This window comes from Kineobactrum sediminis (assembly GCF_002868715.1).
Lineage (GTDB): Bacteria > Pseudomonadota > Gammaproteobacteria > Pseudomonadales > Halieaceae > Kineobactrum > Kineobactrum sediminis.
This window is the reverse complement of sequence record NZ_PKLZ01000003.1, coordinates 272858-292055: the sequence shown is the minus strand read 5'-3', so window position 1 is coordinate 292055 and position 19198 is coordinate 272858. Positions and strand designations below refer to the sequence as shown.

At 60.5% G+C, this 19198-nt stretch carries 17 protein-coding genes; 13 read left to right on the top strand and 4 right to left on the bottom strand.

The genetic code is table 11. The features are described 5' to 3' along the window. The first annotated feature begins 18 nt into the window (after positions 1-18). A complete protein-coding gene (locus CWI75_RS06600) occupies positions 19-651 on the top strand; it encodes a flavin reductase family protein (RefSeq protein ID WP_101520688.1) in 633 nt (210 codons plus the stop codon). A gap of 48 nt (positions 652-699) precedes the next feature. On the opposite strand, the gene CWI75_RS06595 is transcribed toward CWI75_RS06600, so the two are convergent. Then, positions 700-2364, bottom strand: a complete 1665-nt coding sequence (locus tag CWI75_RS06595; protein ID WP_101520687.1) for a DUF3336 domain-containing protein — start codon at positions 2362-2364, stop codon at positions 700-702. A gap of 226 nt (positions 2365-2590) precedes the next feature. Between CWI75_RS06595 and CWI75_RS06590 the strand changes: the two genes are divergently transcribed. Together CWI75_RS06590 and CWI75_RS06585 are read left to right on the top strand one after the other, a co-directional pair. After that, entirely contained in the window at positions 2591-3658 is a 1068-nt protein-coding gene (locus CWI75_RS06590; RefSeq protein ID WP_101520686.1) for an efflux RND transporter periplasmic adaptor subunit, read from the top strand. A gap of 28 nt (positions 3659-3686) precedes the next feature. Beyond that, positions 3687-6722: an efflux RND transporter permease subunit gene (locus CWI75_RS06585; RefSeq protein WP_101520685.1), complete on the top strand. Its 3036-nt coding sequence runs from the start codon at positions 3687-3689 to the stop codon at positions 6720-6722. 41 nt (positions 6723-6763) lie between these two features. On the opposite strand, the gene CWI75_RS06580 is transcribed toward CWI75_RS06585, so the two are convergent. Together CWI75_RS06580 and CWI75_RS06575 are read right to left on the bottom strand one after the other, a co-directional pair. Next, on the bottom strand, positions 6764-8368 hold the full coding sequence (locus CWI75_RS06580) for an acyl-CoA synthetase (protein WP_101520684.1): 1605 nt from the start codon (positions 8366-8368) through the stop codon (positions 6764-6766). Between the two features lie 91 nt (positions 8369-8459). After that, positions 8460-9299, bottom strand: a complete 840-nt coding sequence (locus CWI75_RS06575) for an acyl-CoA thioesterase (RefSeq protein ID WP_101520683.1) — start codon at positions 9297-9299, stop codon at positions 8460-8462. Between the two features lie 117 nt (positions 9300-9416). Here CWI75_RS06575 and CWI75_RS06570 point away from each other — a divergent pair, with 117 nt between their 5' ends. The 10 genes from CWI75_RS06570 to CWI75_RS06525 all read left to right on the top strand — a co-directional run bounded on the left by CWI75_RS06570 (position 9417) and on the right by CWI75_RS06525 (position 18007). After that, positions 9417-10202, top strand: a complete 786-nt coding sequence (locus tag CWI75_RS06570) for a putative hydro-lyase (RefSeq protein ID WP_101520682.1) — start codon at positions 9417-9419, stop codon at positions 10200-10202. Further along, positions 10203-10949: a 5-oxoprolinase subunit PxpA gene (locus CWI75_RS06565; protein WP_241521106.1), complete on the top strand. Its 747-nt coding sequence runs from the start codon at positions 10203-10205 to the stop codon at positions 10947-10949. A 7-nt stretch (positions 10950-10956) separates the two neighbouring features. After that, entirely contained in the window at positions 10957-11655 is a 699-nt protein-coding gene (pxpB, locus tag CWI75_RS06560; protein ID WP_101520681.1) for a 5-oxoprolinase subunit PxpB, read from the top strand. Beyond that, positions 11652-12602: a 5-oxoprolinase subunit C family protein gene (locus CWI75_RS06555; protein WP_101520680.1), complete on the top strand. Its 951-nt coding sequence runs from the start codon at positions 11652-11654 to the stop codon at positions 12600-12602. The genes pxpB and CWI75_RS06555 overlap by 4 nt, the downstream gene beginning before the upstream one ends. After that, a complete protein-coding gene (locus CWI75_RS06550) occupies positions 12599-13441 on the top strand; it encodes a glutamate cyclase domain-containing protein (protein WP_101520679.1) in 843 nt (280 codons plus the stop codon). The genes CWI75_RS06555 and CWI75_RS06550 overlap by 4 nt, the downstream gene beginning before the upstream one ends. A gap of 47 nt (positions 13442-13488) precedes the next feature. Further along, entirely contained in the window at positions 13489-14346 is an 858-nt protein-coding gene (locus CWI75_RS06545) for an aminotransferase class IV (RefSeq protein ID WP_101520678.1), read from the top strand. Then, a complete protein-coding gene (gene alr, locus CWI75_RS06540) occupies positions 14346-15431 on the top strand; it encodes an alanine racemase (protein ID WP_101520677.1) in 1086 nt (361 codons plus the stop codon). The genes CWI75_RS06545 and alr overlap by 1 nt, the downstream gene beginning before the upstream one ends. 83 nt (positions 15432-15514) lie before the next feature. Then, positions 15515-15745, top strand: coding sequence for a hypothetical protein (locus CWI75_RS06535; RefSeq protein WP_101520676.1), 231 nt, complete (start codon positions 15515-15517; stop codon positions 15743-15745). Positions 15746-15825: 80 nt separating this feature from the next. Then, the gene (locus CWI75_RS06530; protein WP_101520675.1) at positions 15826-16425 is read left to right on the top strand and encodes a hypothetical protein; all 600 of its coding nucleotides are present in this window, start codon (positions 15826-15828) and stop codon (positions 16423-16425) included. A 73-nt stretch (positions 16426-16498) separates the two neighbouring features. Further along, positions 16499-18007 carry a Ppx/GppA phosphatase family protein gene (locus tag CWI75_RS06525; protein WP_241521104.1) on the top strand — a complete coding sequence of 503 codons (1509 nt, stop codon included), beginning with the start codon at positions 16499-16501 and terminating at the stop codon, positions 18005-18007. Here the strand turns inward: CWI75_RS06525 and CWI75_RS06520 are convergent. After that, positions 18004-19011 (bottom strand): alpha/beta fold hydrolase, encoded by a 1008-nt coding sequence (locus CWI75_RS06520; RefSeq protein WP_101520673.1) that lies wholly within the window; start codon positions 19009-19011, stop codon positions 18004-18006. The two genes, CWI75_RS06525 and CWI75_RS06520, sit on opposite strands and share 4 nt — an antisense overlap. Positions 19012-19198: the final 187 nt, after the last annotated feature.

The window sequence follows — 19198 nt, the reverse complement described above, 5'->3', positions numbered from 1 at the left end:
TTCCGGACCGGAAACACTATGCACTTGCAATCCACTGACCTCGACGGTCTTGAGTCCCGCTATCGCGCAGCCCTGGTAAATTCCCTCAGCGGCTTCAAGCCGGCCAACCTTGTCGGCACCGCCGACCACACTGGCCACAGCAATCTCGCCATCATGAGCTCGGTGGTACACCTGGGTTCGCACCCCCCCCTGCTCGCCCTGATCATTCGCCCCAACCCCACAGCGCGCCATACCCTGGACAACATACTCGACACCGGTTGTTATACCATCAACCACGTCGGCAACCAGTTTGTTGAAGCGGCACACCAGACCGCGGCGCGCTACCCCCGCGAGCAATCCGAATTCGCTGCCACCGGTCTTGAAGAACACTGGGTCGAGGGTTTTGCGGCGCCCTTCGTAAAACAGGCAAGCATTCGCATGGGGCTGCGCCTGCGTGAACACCAACAGCTGGAGATCAACGACACACATTTCCTGATAGGTGAAATTGTACTGGTTGACGTGCCGGATCACTGTGTCGGTGACGACGGCTCGGTGGATATCAGTGCTGCGGGCAGCGTCGCCCTGAGTGGGCTCGACAGCTACCACGATACCCGGCGACTACGCCGCATGGCCTACGCCAAACCGGACCTGCCACCTACCCCTGTTGCCTGAGCGGCTACTGTATGCCGGTCCGGAGTGCACCGGACCGGCCGTTCCTTTTCAGGCAGCCTGGCTCTCATCACCGCCGGAACTGTCATCCGATTTGCCGGCACCGGGCCGCTTTTTAGCGGCCGGGGTCTTGCGCCGGGCTTTGGTGCGAGTCCCGGACCTGGTCACCGCATCATCACTCGCCGCGCGCTGGGTCAGCGACTTGCGGTCCTTTCCGGTCGGTGGCGGACGCCGTCGGGAAGCCCTGGGTTTATGGTATTCCGATTCTTTGGGGCGCAGGTCACCGTATTCAAAGCGATGCAGAATCTCTTCCATGGTTCTGCTGATTTTGGTGCAAATCCGGATGGCTTCAACGTTGGGGTAGCAGGAGTGCGCGCCGCCTTCCATCAACGCTATCAACTCCTGTTCGGAGAGGTGCGAGAGGATTTTGGCCGGGTTGTACCAGCGAAAACTGGGCATGATGTTAATGTCGCCGCTGTATTCCTGGTCCAGCAGCGAGTGGATACCGTTCATCAGCAGGTTGAACCGGGGCCAGTTATCGCCTTTCCTCTGCGCCACGCCACGATAAAAATTCAGTACCTCGCGACCTATACCGACACCGAGAACGCCCAGGGCGGCCGACACTCCACTCCTTTTGCGGTTACCCCGTAAAAAGGGCGTGGCAATGGGATTCACCATACTGACAATATAGTGATTGGTGCTGTAAAGCCGGGACAGGCGCTTGGCGGGCAAGTCGTCGGCAATCGAGCCATCCACCCACTTTCGCGTAGGCAGGTAGGGTTGTGGCTCTCCGTGTACGTTTTTCGCCATCAGCATGACCGGGGGAAATACGCCGGGTACCGCACAGGACGCCATGACAGCGGAGCGCACAAAGACATTGGGCGAGGTTATGGCATTCAACAGGCGAGAGCGCTGATGCGTTTCCGCGGGAGCCACGGTAATACTGATCTGGCGACCGGTTTTCTCATAGGCCTCCTGGAAGGTCATTTCCGGTATCAGCCGGGAAATGATGTTCTCGAGATCACTGACGTCAATTTGCGGATTGCGGCCAAAAAACATCCTCGACAGGACGTTGGCCTCGCGCTCCGCCTCAAAATGTACATTACCGGGCTCAAAGAAATGCCTGAGCTCAAGGTCATCATGGGTGCCGACGACGCCGGCCACCAGCGAACCGGCACTGGAACCGGAAATGACCCGGGGTAAAAGCCCCTGCTCCATGAGGGTTTTCACCACCCCGAGGTGATAGAAACCCAGCACCCCTCCGCCACTGAGCATCAACGCCGAGCGCCCGAAGCAGATGTTTGCGCGGTAAAAGAAATCCAGTTTTTCCTGCGGGCTGATATCCTCGCTCTTCAGCTCCGCGATATAGCGCAGTGAATCGTCAATTTCATCAATATACTGTTCGATAAGGTGTTTGGTGCCGAATTTGGCGGTATGGTAAAGAGAGCTGCGGCCCATGCCTCCCATGTTGCCGTGAATACCTTCATTGAGTGTAAAAAGCAGCCCCTGGTTGTCGTGTCGCGCGCGCAGGCTGCGCAGCCTGTCCAGGCGCAGCCGGATCTGGCCGTAATCATATTGCCGGCTCTGGTCAACTTCCCGCCAGCGCCGCTGGCCGGTTAGCTCGTCGTGCTCGATAGCGGCCTCGCGCCATTCAGCATAACTGGTGGCGTTATCCATCTGGCGCTCCAGCGCGCGCAGTTTACGGGGCGTTCTCACTAATTGACCTCATTTCAACGAATCAGGGCTTCAGCATACTGTAAAGCCCCCGCCGGGCACAGGGTCATTTTGCTAGACCATAAGCGACCATGATGCAAACACGGGTTGCACCGGCACAGCCTCGATGACCGCGTGCAAGCAGCCGGCAAAGGCCCTAGAATGGGGTGGCTGATAATCATCGGGATGCACATCGTTGGTGCCCTCCGGAAAAAAGAAGAGACTTTCCTTGCGCGCTTATGTCACCGCCACGCTGTTACTGATTGCAATTTTTGGCGCGATAGCCGGATATTTGTACCAACGGATATCGGGCCTTGCCAGCCAGGATTTTACCGCGGCTCCGGTCATTATAGCAGCGGCCGTCGCCGATACCGCGCGATGGCCGGAAACCCTGGCGGCAACGGGCACCATCCGGGCGAAGTACGGCGTCGAGCTGAGCACGGAAGAAAGCGGCGAGATTACCGATGTCAAGGTACAGTCGGGCGACAGGGTGAGCACCGGCCAGTTACTCGTACAGCTTAATAACAGGGCCGAACTTGCCGCCCGCGAACGACAGCAGGCGGCGGTAGAACTGGCGCGACTGCTATTCGAGCGCGACGCCAAACTGCTCGAACAAAAATCCGTCCCCCAGAGCCAGTATGACCGTTCCCGGGCAAACCTGGACGTGGCGCTGGCGGAACTGGCCGAAACCGAGGCGCTGCTGGCCTATAAGGCATTGCGCGCGCCCTTTGATGGCACTGTTGGGATCATCCATGCAAAAGTGGGTGACTACGTCACTGCGGGCTCCCGAATTGCAGGCCTGCAGGATCTGGGCGCACTGGAAGTGGATTTTTCAGTGCCGGCGCGCTACGCACCGCTACTGCGCCCCGGACTCGAACTGGGCGTACAGGTACCCGGATTTGGCGACCGGGTGTTCAGGGCCCGTCTGCAGTCAGTTGACAGCGAGGTGGACGAAAGCACCAGGAGCCTGTTGCTGCGTGCAAACATTGAACCCGCTGCCGGTTTGCTGCCCGGCATGTTTGCCAGCATCAACATTGACCTCGGGCGGACACTGGAGCAGGTCACTGTACCGGAAACCGCTATCACCCACACCACGGTGGGCAGCACTGTCTACGTTATTGAACCCGCTGAAGGCGTTCTGCAGGCTACCCCCCGACTGGTGCGCACGGGTACTGCACAGGATGGCAGGATCGCGGTTGTCGACGGGCTCGCCGCAGGCGAGCAGGTTGTAATTGCCGGCCAGAACAAACTGTTCCGCGGTGTCGTGGTACAGATTGACGAGCAGGCGCCGCTCTAGTGCAGCCTCTGCTAGCGAGATCCTGAAGATGCGTTTCACCGATATTTTCATTCGCCGCCCGGTGCTGGCACTGGTGGTCAGTGCGCTGATTCTGTTGCTGGGCCTCGCCGCCGCCAATCGTACCCCTGTGCGCGAATTTCCGGAACTCGAGCGCAGCGTGATCACGGTGGCAACGACCTATCCCGGCGCCAGCGCCCGCACGGTACAGGGCTTCGTGACAACACCGTTGCAAATCAGCATCGCCGGGGCGCGAGGTATTGAATACCTGTCGTCAAACAGCAACCCCGGCTACTCGGAGATCAGTGTCCATGTGCGCCTGGGAGAGGACAGCAGTGCGGTGTTATCCGAGGTCATCGCCAAGGTCAGCGAAACGCGATCAGACCTGCCACGAGACATCAACGACCCGGTGGTCACCACCGCAAGTGGCGGCGACGCCCTGATCTACCTTGCGTTCCAGAGCGCGCAGATGTCCATCTCCGAGGTCTCCGATTACCTTGCCCGCAGTGTACAGCCCGAACTCGCCACCCTGGAGGGCGTGGGTAAAGCCGAAATCCTTGGCAGTAAGTTCCCGGCCATGCGCATCTGGCTGGACCCGGTACGGATGGCTGCCCACCAGGTAACCGCCAGCGACATTCATGCCGCCATCAGCCGCGACAATTACATCTCTGCAGCCGGCAGCACAGAGGGTGCACTGGTACGCGCTACGGTAGATGCGCGCACCGACATGCAAACGCCAGAGGCGTTTGCCGCCCTGACCGTCCGCCAGGAGGTGGATAACAGGGTGCAATTGGGTGACGTCGCCGCTATTGCGCTTTCCGAGGAAAACACCCAGTTCAAGTCATTTTCCAGCGGGCAGGAAGCGACCTTCATTTCCATCACCGCCGCCCCGGATGCCAACCCCTTGCAGGTCAGCCAGGCTGTACATAAGGCATTACCCGGTATCCGCGCCGACCTGCCCGCCGACCTGGAAATGCTACTGGACTGGGATGGCACAGTGGCGATCGATGCCGCCCTGGGCGAGGTGCGCAGTACCCTGCTGGAAGCGGGCCTGATCGTGATTCTGGTTATCTATTTGTTCCTCGGCTCGCTGCGGGTCGTACTGATACCGCTGGTGGCGATTCCCCTATCATTGATCGGGGTGGTATTTTTGATTTTCAGCCTCGGTTACTCACTCAACCTGCTGACTTTACTGGCCATGGTGATCGCCATCGGCCTGGTGGTCGACGACGCCATTGTCGTGGTGGAGAATGTACATCGTCACATTGAGCATGGCGCCACACCTACCGACGCCGCTCTGCAAGGCGCCCGCGAAGTCGCCTGGCCAGTGGTGGCAATGACCCTGACACTGGCCGCCGTCTACGCGCCTATTGCATTCGTGGGCGGACTCACCGGCGCCCTGTTCAGCGAGTTTGCCCTGACCCTGGCGGGGGCGGTGCTGGTATCGGGCGTGGTCGCCCTTACCCTGAGCCCGATGATGTGTTCGCGAGTGCTCAAGGATCAACAGCACCAGGGCCGTTTTGCCAACTGGCTGGACCACCACTTCCAGCGTTTTATCCAGGGTTACCAGCGCCTGCTGGCGGGCTGCCTGGATAATCGCGGCGCGGTGATCATGTTCAGCATGGCGCTGATCGCAAGCCTGCCGATCTTGTTCAGCCTGGCCCGGGCGGAACTGGCGCCGGAAGAAGATGTGGGCATGATTTATGTGGTGGCCGACACCCCGCAGTACGCCAACCTGGAATACATCAACCGCTTCCTGGATGAGATTGTCGAAATCTGGCAGGAGATTCCGGAAGTCAGCCACTCCTGGCAGGTGGCCTCAACAAGCTTCAATTTTGGCGGCCTGACCCTGCAACCCTGGAGCGAGCGGGAGCGCACCCAACAGGAAGTACAGGCCGAATTCCAGCAACAACTGGGCAGCGTATCGGGCGTTGAGGCTTTTTCCTTCGGCAGTCCCTCGCTACCGGGGGCCGATGCCGGCCTGCCGGTAAGCTTTGTGGTCGCCTCAACAGCAGACTACGACGAAGTGTACCGGGTGGGCGAGGAACTGCTGCAGGCAGCGCGTGAATCCGGCCTGTTCATTTTCGTCAATCAATCCCTGAGTCTCGACCGGCCGGAGATTGCAGTCAATATCAACCGTCCGCTGGCGTCGCGACTGGGCATTTCCATGCAGGATATCGGACAGACCCTGTCAGTCATGCTGGGTGAGGCCGAGATTAATCGCTTTACCATGGAGGGCCGCAGTTACAAGGTCATTCCACAGGCAGCCGCGGATTTTCGCCTCACCCGTGAGGAGCTGGGCAAATACTACCTGCGCAGCAACAGCGGCAAACTGGTACCCATGTCGGCCGTGATTACGCTCGAGTCCGAGGTACAGCCAAACGAACTCAGCCAGTACCAGCAGCTTAACAGCACCACCATTCAGGGGATGATGCTGCCGCCCAACGCCCTGGGAGACGGCCTGGCAATGTTGCGCGACACGCTGCAGGAGATTGCACCCACTGGCTTCCGTGCCGGTTACACCGGCACCGCCCGTCGCTTCATCCAGGAAACTGCTTCATTCCCGCTACTGTTCACCCTGGCCCTGATTCTGATCTTCCTGGTGCTCTCGGCCCAGTTCAACAGCTTTCGCGACCCGCTGGTCGTGCTGGTGGGTGTGCCGCTGTCCATTTTTGGCGCGGTGGTACCCATTGCGCTGGGCTTTGCCACCCTGAACATTTATACCCAGATCGGTCTGCTGACCCTGATTGGCCTGATCAGCAAGCACGGTATTCTCATTGTGGAGTTCGCCAACCAGCTGCGGCGGCAGGGCCACAACCATCGCGATGCGGTGCTGGAAGCGGCGGCGCTGCGCCTGCGCCCCATCCTGATGACAACCTTTGCCACGGTACTTGGCGTGTTGCCGCTGGTGATCGCCACCGGTGCGGGGGCCAACAGCCGATTCAGTATCGGCCTGATGATCACAGCCGGCATGCTGGTGGGCACCCTGTTCACACTGTTCGTATTACCGGTATATTACCTGCCCTGGCGCCGCCAGCCGGAGCCAGTGGCAATTGCGCCCGGCTGAACACGTCGCCTGAACGATCCCGTATTGCCCCGCCGACCTTCTCAGGTCGCGCTGTCGTCCTTCGGCGCCGGCGACTCCTGTTCCGGGTGGGCAACCGCCTCCTCGCCGGAGCGAGTGGCGCCCTTGTAGGCATCCGCGAGATGGCGTTTGTAGAGCTTGCCGTTGTCCATACGCGGCAGCTGCGGATGAAAGTCCATTGAGCGCGGCAGCTTGATATGGGAAATCCGTTCCCGCAGCCATTCCATGATTTCAATGGCGACTTCATCGGTGGCGTCTACCCAGTTCATCGGCTGGATAACGGCTTTCACTTCCTCCCCGAAGTCCTCATTGGGAATCCCGAATACTGCCACATCAGCCACTTTTTCGTGGGTAATAAGCAGGTTCTCGATTTCCTGCGGGTAGATATTCACCCCCCCGCTGATAATCATGAAGTTCTTGCGATCCGTAAGGTACAGAAAACCGTCCTGGTCGACGTACCCTACATCACCCGTCGTTGCCCAGCCGCGCTCATTGAACGCCTCGGCGGTTTTACCCGGCTCATTGTGGTATTTGAACTGGGTCTGGTCGCCACTGAAATAGACAGTACCGATCTCGCCGGGAGGCAACTCGTTGCCGTCGTCATCCACAATGTGAACCTGTCCCGACAGGGCCGGCCCCACTGAGCCTTTGTGGGTCAGCCAGTTGGCGGAATCGATGATGGTGATGCCGATGCCTTCGCTGGCCGCGTAGTATTCGACGATCACCTCACCCCACCACGCAATCATTTTCTCCTTGATCTCTATCGGGCACGGTGCCGCCGCGTGGATGGCAAACTGCATGCTGCTGATATCGTATTTTTCGCGCACCTCCTGCGGTAATTTCAACATCCGCACAAACATGATCGGCACCCACTGGCTGTGGGTGGCGCGATGCTCTTCGATCAATTGTAACGCGGCTTCCGGATCGAACTTCTCCATCACCACAGTGGTGCCGCCCTGGTACAGGGTCATCATGTTGTAGTGCAGCGGCGCGGCATGGTAAAGCGGGGCCGGCGACAGGTACACCGTTTCCGGGCTGAACCCGAACACTGCACCCAGGCTGTTTGCCAACGGATGCGGTGTATTCACGTCGTCACTGGAAGGCGGCAGGAAAACGCCCTTGGGCTTGCCGGTAGTACCGGAGGAATACAGCATCGGCACGCCGTTGGCTTCGTCGGCAATACGCTCCTCCGGCTGCAGCGCAGCGCTGTCGTCCCAGGACTCGAACCCGTCGGCGAGCCCGTCGACCATGTAGAAGTGGTTTACCGCCGCTGCCCCGGATGCCATGACCTCACCGGCTGTCGCCGCCAGCTCATGGGAGGCGATAAACAGCTTCGCACCGCAATTTTGCAGGATATAGTTGGTTTCATCGCGCTTGAGATGTGTGCTTATTGGCGTGAAGATCAGCCCGGCGCGCTGTGCGCCCCAGCAGATTTCGAGAAACTGGCGACAGTTCTGCATCATCATGGCGATATGGTCGCCGCGCTGCAGCCCCAGGGAGCGAAACAGCTGCGCCGCCTGGTTACTGCGCGTGTCGAGTTCTGAGTAGGTGACCACTTCACCGGAGCCACCCATGATAATGGCGGGCTTGTGCGGATAGGTTTCGGCGGTAATTGCTGGATGCGGCATGGTAGATCCCTGGGCAGAGTATAATTATCAATCCCCATCATAAGGTCACGCCGATGAGGAGGCAATGTATCCGCGGAATAACGATGCGGCGCTAACGATAGCGCATGAGCGCCTGCTGGGCCACCGAGGCCACCAGCACACCATCGCGAGTATAAAAGCGACCACGCGCCAGCCCCCTGCCACCACCAACGTGTTCGGCTTCGACAGTATGAAGTAACCACTCGTCAGCGCGAACCGGGCTATGGAACCACAGTGCGTGGTCCAGGCTGGCTACCTGCAGCTCCGGCTGCAGGTAGCTCACGCCATTGGCCAGCAGGCAGACATCGACCAGCAGTGTGTCGGACATGTAAGCCAGCAGCGCAGGATGCAGCCCCTGGTGGTCTGCTACCGGGCCGCTGGTTTTTATCCACGCTTCAAGATGCGCAGGGCGCGTCACGGGGTTACGCCAGTCCACCGGATTGACCAGGCGCACGTCCAGATCGCCCCCGGTGGCAATCATGAAATCCTCATCCATTTCGTCGTTGGCCAGGGCGCGCTCGCGTTCGTCGGGCAGCGTTTCGGGAGCCGGCACCACGGGCATATCCTGCTGATACTGTTCGCCCCGACCCGGGCGCTGAAATGATACCGAACACACCAGGATGGGCTTGCCACGCTGCAGGGCGACCACCCGCCGGGAACTCAGGCTACCGCCATCAAGCGCCCTTTCCACTTCCAGCCGAATGGGTTCCGCCGGGTCACCGGGGCGCAGGAAATAGGCATGCTGGGAATGCACTTCCCGGTCACTGGCAACGGTTTCCGATGCGGCGCGCAAGGCTTGCGCGAGCACCTGCCCTCCGTATACCCGAGGTGCTTTCGGGTGCATGTTATTTGCGACAAAAACGTCTTCCACCACCACAGTGGGGGTAAGAACCCGGAGCAACTGGTCGAGCATAAGGTTAATCAACTATGATAGGCGATTGAAAAAACCATTATCAGGGTTCGGGCGCCGTAGCTCCAGCACTATACGCCCGGATCCTTGCCTGCATCCAGCCGTTAGCCGAGGTTAATCATGACCACACCACTCACACCCGCCGAACTGCGCCAGCGTATCCGCAAGGGCGAGCACCCCGGCAATACCTCGGGACTGGCAGCGGGCTTTGTGCAGTGTAATATCGTCATCCTGCCATCGGCCCAGGCAGCGGACTTTATGCGCTTTTGCCAGGCCAACCCCAAACCGTGCCCCCTGATTGCCTGCTCTGCCACCCCGGGAGCAACCACGCTACCACCTTTGGGGGATATCGACATGCGTACTGACCTGCCACGCTACCGCGTGTTCCGTTACGGCGAACTCGAAGAGGAACGCAGCGATATCCGTGAACTATGGCAGGATGACCTGGTCACATTTGCCCTGGGCTGCTCGTTTTCCTTCGAAGAAGCGCTGTTGGCAGACGGGCTGGAAGTTCGCAATATTACCGAAGGTGTCAATGTCCCCATGTACCGAACCACTATCGACTGCCAGAGTGCGGGTCCGTTCGCGGGCAAGATGGTCGTCAGTATGCGTCCCTTCCGTGCCGCGGATGCAATACGCGCCGTCCAGATCTGTACCCGTTTCCCCTCGGTGCACGGCGCGCCTGTGCATTTGGGTGACCCCGCGCAGATTGGGATTACCGACATCGAGCAACCTGATTACGGTGACCGGGTCAGTATCGCCGAAGGTGAACTCCCCGTGTTCTGGGCCTGTGGAGTGACTCCCCAGGTAGCACTGGAGCAGGCCGGACTGCCGCTGGCAATCACTCACAGCCCCGGCTGCATGCTGGTTACCGATTTGCGCAATAGCAAACTGGCGGTACTCTGAATGACGGGACGTACCATGTTACTCAACTGTGATCTCGGCGAGAGCTATGGCAACTGGATCATGGGCATGGACGCCGAGGTCATGCCGCATATTGACCAGGCCAACATCGCCTGCGGTTTCCATGCCGGTGAACCGGTGACCATCGACAAAACCCTGGCTCTGGCGGCACGCCACGGGGTGAGTATTGGCGCCCATCCCGCCTATCCGGACCTGGTCGGCTTTGGTCGTCGCTCAATGAATCTCAGTGATGAGGAACTTGCCAGCACCCTGCGCTACCAGATTGCGGCTCTTGACGGTATGGCGCGCTGCCACGGCCTTGAGCTGACATACGTGAAGCCCCACGGCGCCCTCTATAACGACATGATGGCCAGCGAGCACCTGCGCGAGCAATTAATGCATGCGGTGGCCGGATATCATCGGCCGCTGACCCTGATGCTACAGGCCACCCCGGCGGCGGCAACCCATCGCGAGCAGGCCGCGGCGCTGGGCCTGGCCGTCATGTTCGAAGCCTTCGCCGATCGCTGTTACGATGACGACGGTAGCCTGCTTGCCCGCAGTAAAGCAGGTGCCGTGCACGACCGCGTACGCATGCTGGCCCAAGTCGGGCAGCTGTGCAGTGACAGCAGTATTACCACTATCGGTGGCCACCGCCTGGTACTGCCGGTCGACACCCTCTGCGTGCACGGTGACAACCTTGAGAGCGTGCGCGCTATCGAAGCAATACGCGCCCTGATTAACGAGACCTGAGTTACGCATGCACCCGAGTTATCCCGGAGTAAGTTATGCTGGAGAAAGCGCCGTCATGCTGTACCTTGGCGAGGACAGCACTCCCGAGCTTGCCTCACGGGTACAGGCCACCGCGACAGCGGTTCGCGTAGCGCTGGGGGCTGACCTCGTCGACCTGGTCCCCTCTTATGCCTCGTTGCTGGTGATTTATGATCCGTTGCGTACCGACCACATGAGCGTGATCAAACGCCTGCATGGCGTCCTGGAGGCAGCCGAGCGCGGCGTCAGCACACCAGGGGGGCGGGAGGTTATTCTCCCCGTCTATTACAGCCCGGAAACCGGTGCCGATCTGGAACGACTGGCCGAGCAGTCCGGGTTGTCCGTCGCAGAGGTGATCGCCCTGCACAGCGACACCGAATACCGGGTCTATGCCATTGGTTTTGCACCCGGTTTTGCCTACCTGGGTCATGTGGATCCCCGTATTGCGGCGCCGCGCCTGGCCACACCCCGCCAAAAAGTGCCGCGCGGTTCCGTCGCGATTGCCGACCGCCAGACCGCCGTCTATCCGGCCGAATCCCCGGGAGGCTGGAACCTGGTCGGCAACTGCCCACAACGCCTGTTTGATCCGCAGGCCAATCCCACCATGCCCGTGGCCGTCGGGGACCGGGTACGCTTTGAAGCCATCAGCCGCGAGCGTTTCCTGGCATTGGGAGGGGAACTCCCATGAGCCTGGTCGTGCGCCAACCCGGGCTGCTGAGCCTGATCCAGGACCGCGGTCGCTTCGGGCAACACGCCATAGGTCTCACCAACGGCGGTCCGCTGGACCCCGAAGCGTTCGATATTTGCCAGCAGCTGCTGGGTAACAGACCCGATTGCACCGCGATTGAAACCAGCTTCGGCGGCCTGGAGCTGGAGGCGCGGGTGGATACCTTCATCTGCGTCACCGGCGCCAGCATGCCGCTGGCGATCAACGGCCGGGAAAAGCCACTGTGGACAGTACATTCCGTACTCGCCGGCGACCAAATCAGCCTGGGCTACGCCGCAGAAGGTTGTCGCAGCTATCTTGGCGTAGCGGACGGTTTTGTTATTACACCGCAATTCGGGAGTGCCGCGACCGTGGTCAGGGAAAAAATCGGGGGGATCAACGGCAACAAGCTGGCACCTGGTGACGTATTGCCCTGTGATGCAACCTCCCTGCGCCGGGAATTGCACCTGCACCCGGATTATCAACCACGCTACCACAACCGGGTAACCGTAGGCGTCATACCCGGCTACCAGCAGTCGCATTTCAGTCGCCTTCAGCAGCGCCGGTTTTTCAGTCATGCCTATAGCGTATCGCAACGCTGTGACCGCATGGGTTACCGGCTGGAAGGCCCTGCCATAGAATGCGATATCAATGGCATCCTGTCCGAAGGCATTTGTTTTGGCGCCATCCAGATTCCCGCCGATGGCCAGCCGATAGTGCTGCTCAACGATCGCCAGACTATCGGCGGCTATCCCAAGATCGGCGCGGCCCTGTCGCTGGACGCTGCCCGACTCGCCCAGCTGCAGCCCGGTGGGGTTGTGAACTTCACGGCGATCACCCCGCACCGCGCGCATAACGCCCTGCACCTGGCACAGGCGCGCCTGCAGCGCCTGCCCCTTCAGCCACTGGCCAGGAAATCCCGGCAATGAATGAACAGACTCTGAGCGAAGCCATCGAAGCCGTACTGGTAGCGCGCAACCCGCGCAATATGGCGATTGCCAGGGAGGCGCTCGCGCCCGGCTATTACCTGCGTGCGGCGCGAGCACTGCGGGACCTGAACGGACCGGTACTCATTGGCACCGGCTTCCCTGTAGACGACACCTTCGAGACCGATGGGCCTGTTGGCGCCATTGCCTTGTACAAGGGGCTTGCGGCCCTGGGCGCAAAACCCGTCATGGCCTGCGCGGCGCCCCTGGCAGATGCCCTGGCACAGGACTACAAAATCCTCAAACTCGCCTGCAACAACCCGGAGCAGGCAGAGTGGGAGGCCGGCGAATGGCTGGCCGCGAACCAGCCACTTGCGGTGATATCCATTGAGCGCCCGGGCGTTACCGCAGATGGCCATTATTACAATATGCGCGGCGAAGACATCAGTCGGCTTTGCGGGATCTTCGATCCCTTCCTGACCCGGGCCACCTGCCCGACCATTGCCATTGGAGACGGCGGCAACGAAATCGGCATGGGCAAGATTGACAGCGCTATCGCCAGTCTGGATATTCGCGCTGCGGTCACCTCGTGTGACGAACTGCTGGTAGCCGATGTCTCCAATTGGGGTGCCTATGGCCTGCTTGCATTCCTCGGGTTGTGGGCGGAGCGTGACCTGCTCGGTGAATTCTCGCCGCTGGACACCTTGCGCTATCTTTCTGCCAGGGGCAGCGTTGACGGTGTCACGCGAAAAAACACATTAACTGAAGATGGCATGGCAGCCACTGAGGGTGACGCCGTCATCCACCAGTTACGCCGGCTGACTGGCTTCCATAACCCTTAAACGAACAATTTTTCAGGCGCGAAAAGAGCGCGCTACAGGACCAGGCTATGAGCACAGTATTTTTGAACGGTGATTACATGCCGATGAGTGAGGCCCGGATTTCACCGATGGATCGCGGTTTCCTGTTCGGTGACGGCATCTATGAGGTGGTGCCTTCCTACGACGGCAAACTGGTAGGATTCGGTCCTCACATGCAGCGCATGCAGGACGGGCTGGATGCCATCGGTATCAAGCTGCGAGTCGATGAAGCGCACTGGCGTGCTATCGCGGAGCAGCTGATCGCGCGCAATGGTGGCGGCAACCTGGGCATTTACTTCCATGTCAGTCGCGGTGCCGACAGCCGTCGCAATCACGCCTACACCGAGAACGTAGCCCCGACCCTGTACGGATTTGCCTTCGAGATCGCCCCGGCGCCGGTCCCCGACAAAGCCGCCGCGACCCGCTTTCGGGTGTCCACCGAGGAAGACCTGCGCTGGCGGCGCTGCAACATCAAGTCCACCGCGCTACTGGGCAATGTCATGCATTACCAGACCGGCCACAGCCGGGGTCACGACGAGACCCTGCTGTACAACCAGGCTGGGGAACTGACCGAGGCCGCCGCCTGTAATGTCTTTGTAGTGAGTAAGGGCATTATTGCCACACCCGAACTGGACCACCAGAAACTGCCCGGTATAACGCGCCTGATGTTGCTGGACATACTGCGTCGCCACAGTGACCTGGTTGTTGAAGAGCGGGTTGTCACCATGAACGAACTACGCAACGCGGATGAAGTATGGCTCACCAGCTCCAGTAAAGAAGTGGCGCCGGTTGTGGAAATTGACGGGGAACCGGTAGGCGATGGCACAGTAGGTAATGTCTGGCTTGCCGCCGAAACCCTGTTTGCGAAGCACCGGTTCAACTACTGATGGCACGTCCCGCCAAGGCCGGCCTGAACCTTGGGGCCCTGCGCCATAATGTGAGTATTGCCAGGAGCCTGGCACCCGATACCCGGCTGATGGCGGTGGTCAAGGCCAATGCCTACGGCCACGGCAGTATTGCCATGGCGCAAACCCTGGAACCCCTGGTCGACGCCCTGGCCGTGGCCTGCAGCGAGGAGGCGCTGGAACTGCGCGCTGCCGGCGTGACCTGCCCGATACTGTTAATGGAAGGTGTTTTTGAAGCCCACGAGCTGATAACAGCGGCGCAGCATGGCCTCTGGGTCACCATCGACAATGACACCCAGCTGCGCTGGCTGGAAGAAACCCGCTTGCCCGCACCCCTGGACTGCTGGCTGAAGATCGATACGGGCATGCACCGCCTGGGAGTATTACCGGAGCAGTTCCAGGATTTCCACCAACGCCTGCTGGCCTCGGGCAAACTCCGGGCGCCACCGGTACTCTCCACTCACTTTGCCTCGGCAGATGAACTGGACAACCCACAGACCGCCCGGCAACTGGCACTGTTTGAGTCCACCTGCAGCGGATTTGAGGGACTGCGCAGCGCCGCCAACTCACCGGCGGTGCTGGCGTGGCCACAATCCCACTACGACTGGATCAGGCCCGGTTACATGCTCTGGGGCAACTCGCCATTTGCCGAACCGCAACCGCAGGCCGCGGGCCTGCAGCCGGTAATGACACTGAGCTCCGCGGTAATCTCCGTACGCAGCGTAGGGGTCGGCGAGCGCGTTGGTTATGGCGGCTCATGGCAGGCCCAGCGACCCTCGCGTGTAGCGACCGTTACCATAGGCTATGGTGACGGTTACCCGCGTACAGCCAGCAGCGGCACGCCGGTTTTGATAGATGGCCGTCGAGCACCCCTGGTAGGAAGGGTATCGATGGATATGATCACCGTCGATATTACCGACCTGCCGCCGGTTGCGATTGGCGCGCCGGCCATATTATGGGGCGAAGGCCTGCCGGTAACGGAGGTCGCATGCACAACCGGTACCAGTGGCTACGAACTGCTTACCCGTATGCCATCGCGCACGCCCCGGATCATCACCACGACCTGAAAGGCAGCAGGTGCAGGCAAATCGGACAAAGTGCCTCCACTTGAGGTATACTTAATGGCCACCTTGATGCACGAGACCTCAGCATGACCGCAGAAGCCCAACGCGCCCCCGCAGAACCCCAACGCACTCCGCCCAAGCCCCAGCGCGCGCCTGCCAAGAAAAAGCAGCCGGCAGCCGTTGAAACCTCCATGTCCATTGAGGAGCAGACCCAGGCATTTTTGCAGTCGGGCGGTGAAATCCAGAATATCAAGTCGGGTATCAGTGGCCAACAGGGCGGCTACTCTGCACGCCCCTCAGGTGCCGCCAAGAAATAGACAGCACACCGCCGGACCACGGCATCCATCCGGACTTTTTTTGCGTAGATTGATAATAATTACTACCACGCGAGAACACCATGGACCATGCAATCGATTCAAAAGCGAGTCCGGCAGGCTTTCACACCGGCATCGTTGCACTGGCGCACACCGGCGCTGCCATCCTCCTGCTGAGCCTGTTTGCGGCAGCAGATAGCTGGTATATCCTCACCGGCCTCGCCGTGGCGGCACTGCTGAGTGTGATTACCGGCGCATTCGTTGGCCTGGCCGTGAGCACCCTCATCCACGAGTGGTTTCATTTCATCGGAGCGCGCGTCGTTCGCGGCCGCTACCACCGGGTCCGGAAAATTCGCCTGTTCGCATTCGACTGGGATTTCAAGGCCAACAGCCGGGCCCAGTTTCTTGCCATGAGCTACGCCGGAACGCTGGGTTCGATCATCGCAATCATGCTGTTACTCGCTGTCATTCCTGCCGACGCTCCGGGGCGAATAGCACTCCTCGCGGCGACCTTCGGCGGCCTGGCTTTCGCCGGCGCCATTGAGTGGCCGGTGCTGGCGCGCGTTCATGCCGGCGGTGAACCCCTGGCTGAACTGTCACGAATCACCCTCCGGATTTTACTCGCCAGCGCCGCCATTGGCCTGCTGGTGCTGCTCACAGTGGCCTCCCTGCTGCACGCCTGAACCACGATCGTGCGCCCGCCGGGCGTATCGTTTACCATTAGGCATGCGCTCACATCACCAGACGGACACCATTTTGCCTATTCAGTCTCATCAACCGCTCCCGGATGGCTGTTTGCTGGCCGCGGTTGACCTCGGCAGTAACTCTTTTCACCTGATTGTTGCCCGCACCGAGCACGGGGAGATGCGCCCGATCAAGGTGCTTGCCGAAAAAGTACAACTCGGGGCTGGCCTTGTCGACAGTCGACTCTCGAGCGCCGCCATTGAACGTGGGCTGGAATGCCTGACCCGGTTCGCCCAGGCGCTCGCCAGCATTGATCCGGGACGAATCCGGGTGGTGGGCACCAATGCACTGCGGGTCGCCGACAACCGGCGCGAATTCACCGTAGCGGCACAACAGATTCTCGGCGCACCGGTCGAGGTCATCTATGGCCGGGAAGAGGCCAGGCTGGTCTACCTGGGCGTTGCCCACACCCTGGCGGATGACGCCCAGTCGAGACTGGTCATCGACATCGGCGGTGGCAGTACCGAATTCATTGTCGGCCAGCGCTTTGAGCCCCAGCGGCTGGAAAGCCTGCAGATGGGTTGCGTGTCCTATTCGGACACCTGCTTCCCCGAGGGCATCATCAACAGGAATAGCTACCGGCAGGCCTATGACCTTGCATGCCTGGAAGTGTCCCGGATTCGCTACCATTTTCACTCCGGCCACTGGGCGGAATGCGTGGGGGCCTCCGGTACGCTGCAAGCCATCGAGGCCATCATCGGCAAAGAGGGCTGGGGTGACGGTGGTATCAGCCGCGAGGGGCTCAGGCAGCTGGAAACGCGGCTGCTCGGGTTTGATCGCTTCGATGACATCAAGCTGGAGGGCCTCGGCAGCCAGCGCCGCAATGTCATTGTCGCCGGGGTTGCCATCGCCAGCGCCCTGTTTGACGTCCTGGGGGTCAAAGTGATGCGCACTTCACCGGGCGCGCTCCGGGAGGGTGTGATTTATGACCTGATGGGACGCCTGGGACACGAGGACGTGCGCGAACGTACCGTCAATGCGCTGCTGCAGCGCTATTCCGTGGACACCACCATGGCCGATCTCATGGCGCGACGTGCCTGTACACTGTTCGACGCCGCCGCAAGCGGCTGGAACCTGCGCAAGACCGATCGGGATTTGCTGCAGCGCGCTGCTCTCACCCATGAAACCGGGATGGCGATTTCCCACAAGCATTATCACCGCCACTCTGCCTACCTGCTGCTGAATGCAGATTTGCCGGGCTTTTCCCAGGAAGAACAGGAGCAGCTGGCGTTACTGGCCGCGACCCAGCGCGGCAAACTGGACTCCCCCCTGTGGGCCGCCGTAGTCGATAGCGACCGTCCACGCCTGCTGCGCCTGATTACCATTATCCGCCTGGCGCTGGTATTCAAGTATGTGGAACAGCTGGAAGAACTGCCGGAATTTACCGTAAAACCGGAACACAGCGCTTTGCGCCTGGAGTTCCCGACCGGCTGGCTGGAGCAACACCCGCTTACCGCCCGGGAATTGCAGCATGAGCAGATGACCCTGGCCAAACAGGGGCTGGAGCTGGAAATCTGCTAGTCGAAAGCCTGGTCACTGCCAACCGACCGGTCCCGCTGGCTGATGTCGGCCAGGTACCCAAGCAGGATCTCGTTCACCTCGGCAGAAGCCTCCAGTTGCACCATATGCCCGGCGCCCGGAATCATTCGCACCTGGCGCAGGTCCGGGAAAATCCCCCGCATCTGCCCGATCGGATCCTCGCCGTGAAACCCCTCCAGGTCAACATCGTGCTCGCTGCCCAGGAAATAGGCCGGCACCGCACTCTGCACGCCTTCAAAAGGCTTGCGCTGGGCCCATTTGAGATCAAATGACCGGTACCAGTTCAGGCCACCGGTGAAACCGCTGCGGCTGTACTCGGACACAAAGAACTCCAGTTCCAGCTCCGACAGCCAGGGCCAGGGCAGCGCTGGAGGCTCTTCCATGGCATCGATATAAGAAGTACCCGGTGGGTGGCGGAACATGTCAAAGTAATTGCAGGCGCCGCTGAGGGTGTGAAATACCTTGTGCAGAAAGCGGCGCGGTTGCGCTGCCAGCTCCACGTCTGCTCGCGGTGGCTCGCGGAAATATTCGATGTGCAGGAAATGCTCCTCCCCCATGCGCCGGTATTCGCGCAGCGGAGGCTCGTCGGGATTATGCGGCGCAGCGGGGTTTTCCAGGCCTATTACGGCGATTACCCGCTGCGGGTGGCGCAGGGCGAGGTCATAAATCGCGAAGGCACCAAAGTCCAGGCCCGCAAACACGGCCCGGGACTCACCGATATGGTCGAGCAGGCCCAGCAGGTCCGCGGTGATATGGTCTATATCATAAGCCTCCACGGCAGTCGGTGCCTCGGTCTGGCCCATGCCGCGCATATCGGGCGCGATCACCCGATAGCCGGCCGCGGCCAGCGCACTGATCTGTCGGTGCCAACTGAACCACAGGTGCGGGAAACCGTGGCAGAGCACAACCGGCATCCCCTGGCCCTGTTCCACGTAGTGCATGCGAATGCCGTTGATTGTCGCGTGGTGGTGAGTCCAGTCCATCATTGGAGAAATCGATACCTTGTGGCCTTGCCGATAACGTCAGTCCGCATTTTTTGTGCCTCCTAACAACCCTGGATCGGCTTTTATCGTATGCACAGTATAAGTAAATCCTTGTCGACGCGACACAACCCCCACACAGGAACACGCCAGCAGCGAACCTGGCCACCCGCACGCCTCCGAAGCACGGGCT

Coding starts and splice junctions, on each gene's coding strand:
- CWI75_RS06600 (WP_101520688.1), top strand. CDS start 19: ATGCACTTGCAATCCACTGACCTCGACGGTCTTGAGTCCCGCTATCGC.
- CWI75_RS06585 (WP_101520685.1), top strand. CDS start 3,687: ATGCGTTTCACCGATATTTTCATTCGCCGCCCGGTGCTGGCACTGGTG.
- CWI75_RS06580 (WP_101520684.1), bottom strand. CDS start 8,368: ATGCCGCATCCAGCAATTACCGCCGAAACCTATCCGCACAAGCCCGCC.
- CWI75_RS06575 (WP_101520683.1), bottom strand. CDS start 9,299: ATGCTCGACCAGTTGCTCCGGGTTCTTACCCCCACTGTGGTGGTGGAA.
- CWI75_RS06570 (WP_101520682.1), top strand. CDS start 9,417: ATGACCACACCACTCACACCCGCCGAACTGCGCCAGCGTATCCGCAAG.
- CWI75_RS06565 (WP_241521106.1), top strand. CDS start 10,203: ATGACGGGACGTACCATGTTACTCAACTGTGATCTCGGCGAGAGCTAT.
- pxpB (WP_101520681.1), top strand. CDS start 10,957: ATGCACCCGAGTTATCCCGGAGTAAGTTATGCTGGAGAAAGCGCCGTC.
- CWI75_RS06555 (WP_101520680.1), top strand. CDS start 11,652: ATGAGCCTGGTCGTGCGCCAACCCGGGCTGCTGAGCCTGATCCAGGAC.
- CWI75_RS06550 (WP_101520679.1), top strand. CDS start 12,599: ATGAATGAACAGACTCTGAGCGAAGCCATCGAAGCCGTACTGGTAGCG.
- CWI75_RS06545 (WP_101520678.1), top strand. CDS start 13,489: ATGAGCACAGTATTTTTGAACGGTGATTACATGCCGATGAGTGAGGCC.
- alr (WP_101520677.1), top strand. CDS start 14,346: ATGGCACGTCCCGCCAAGGCCGGCCTGAACCTTGGGGCCCTGCGCCAT.
- CWI75_RS06535 (WP_101520676.1), top strand. CDS start 15,515: ATGACCGCAGAAGCCCAACGCGCCCCCGCAGAACCCCAACGCACTCCG.
- CWI75_RS06530 (WP_101520675.1), top strand. CDS start 15,826: ATGGACCATGCAATCGATTCAAAAGCGAGTCCGGCAGGCTTTCACACC.
- CWI75_RS06520 (WP_101520673.1), bottom strand. CDS start 19,011: ATGATGGACTGGACTCACCACCACGCGACAATCAACGGCATTCGCATG.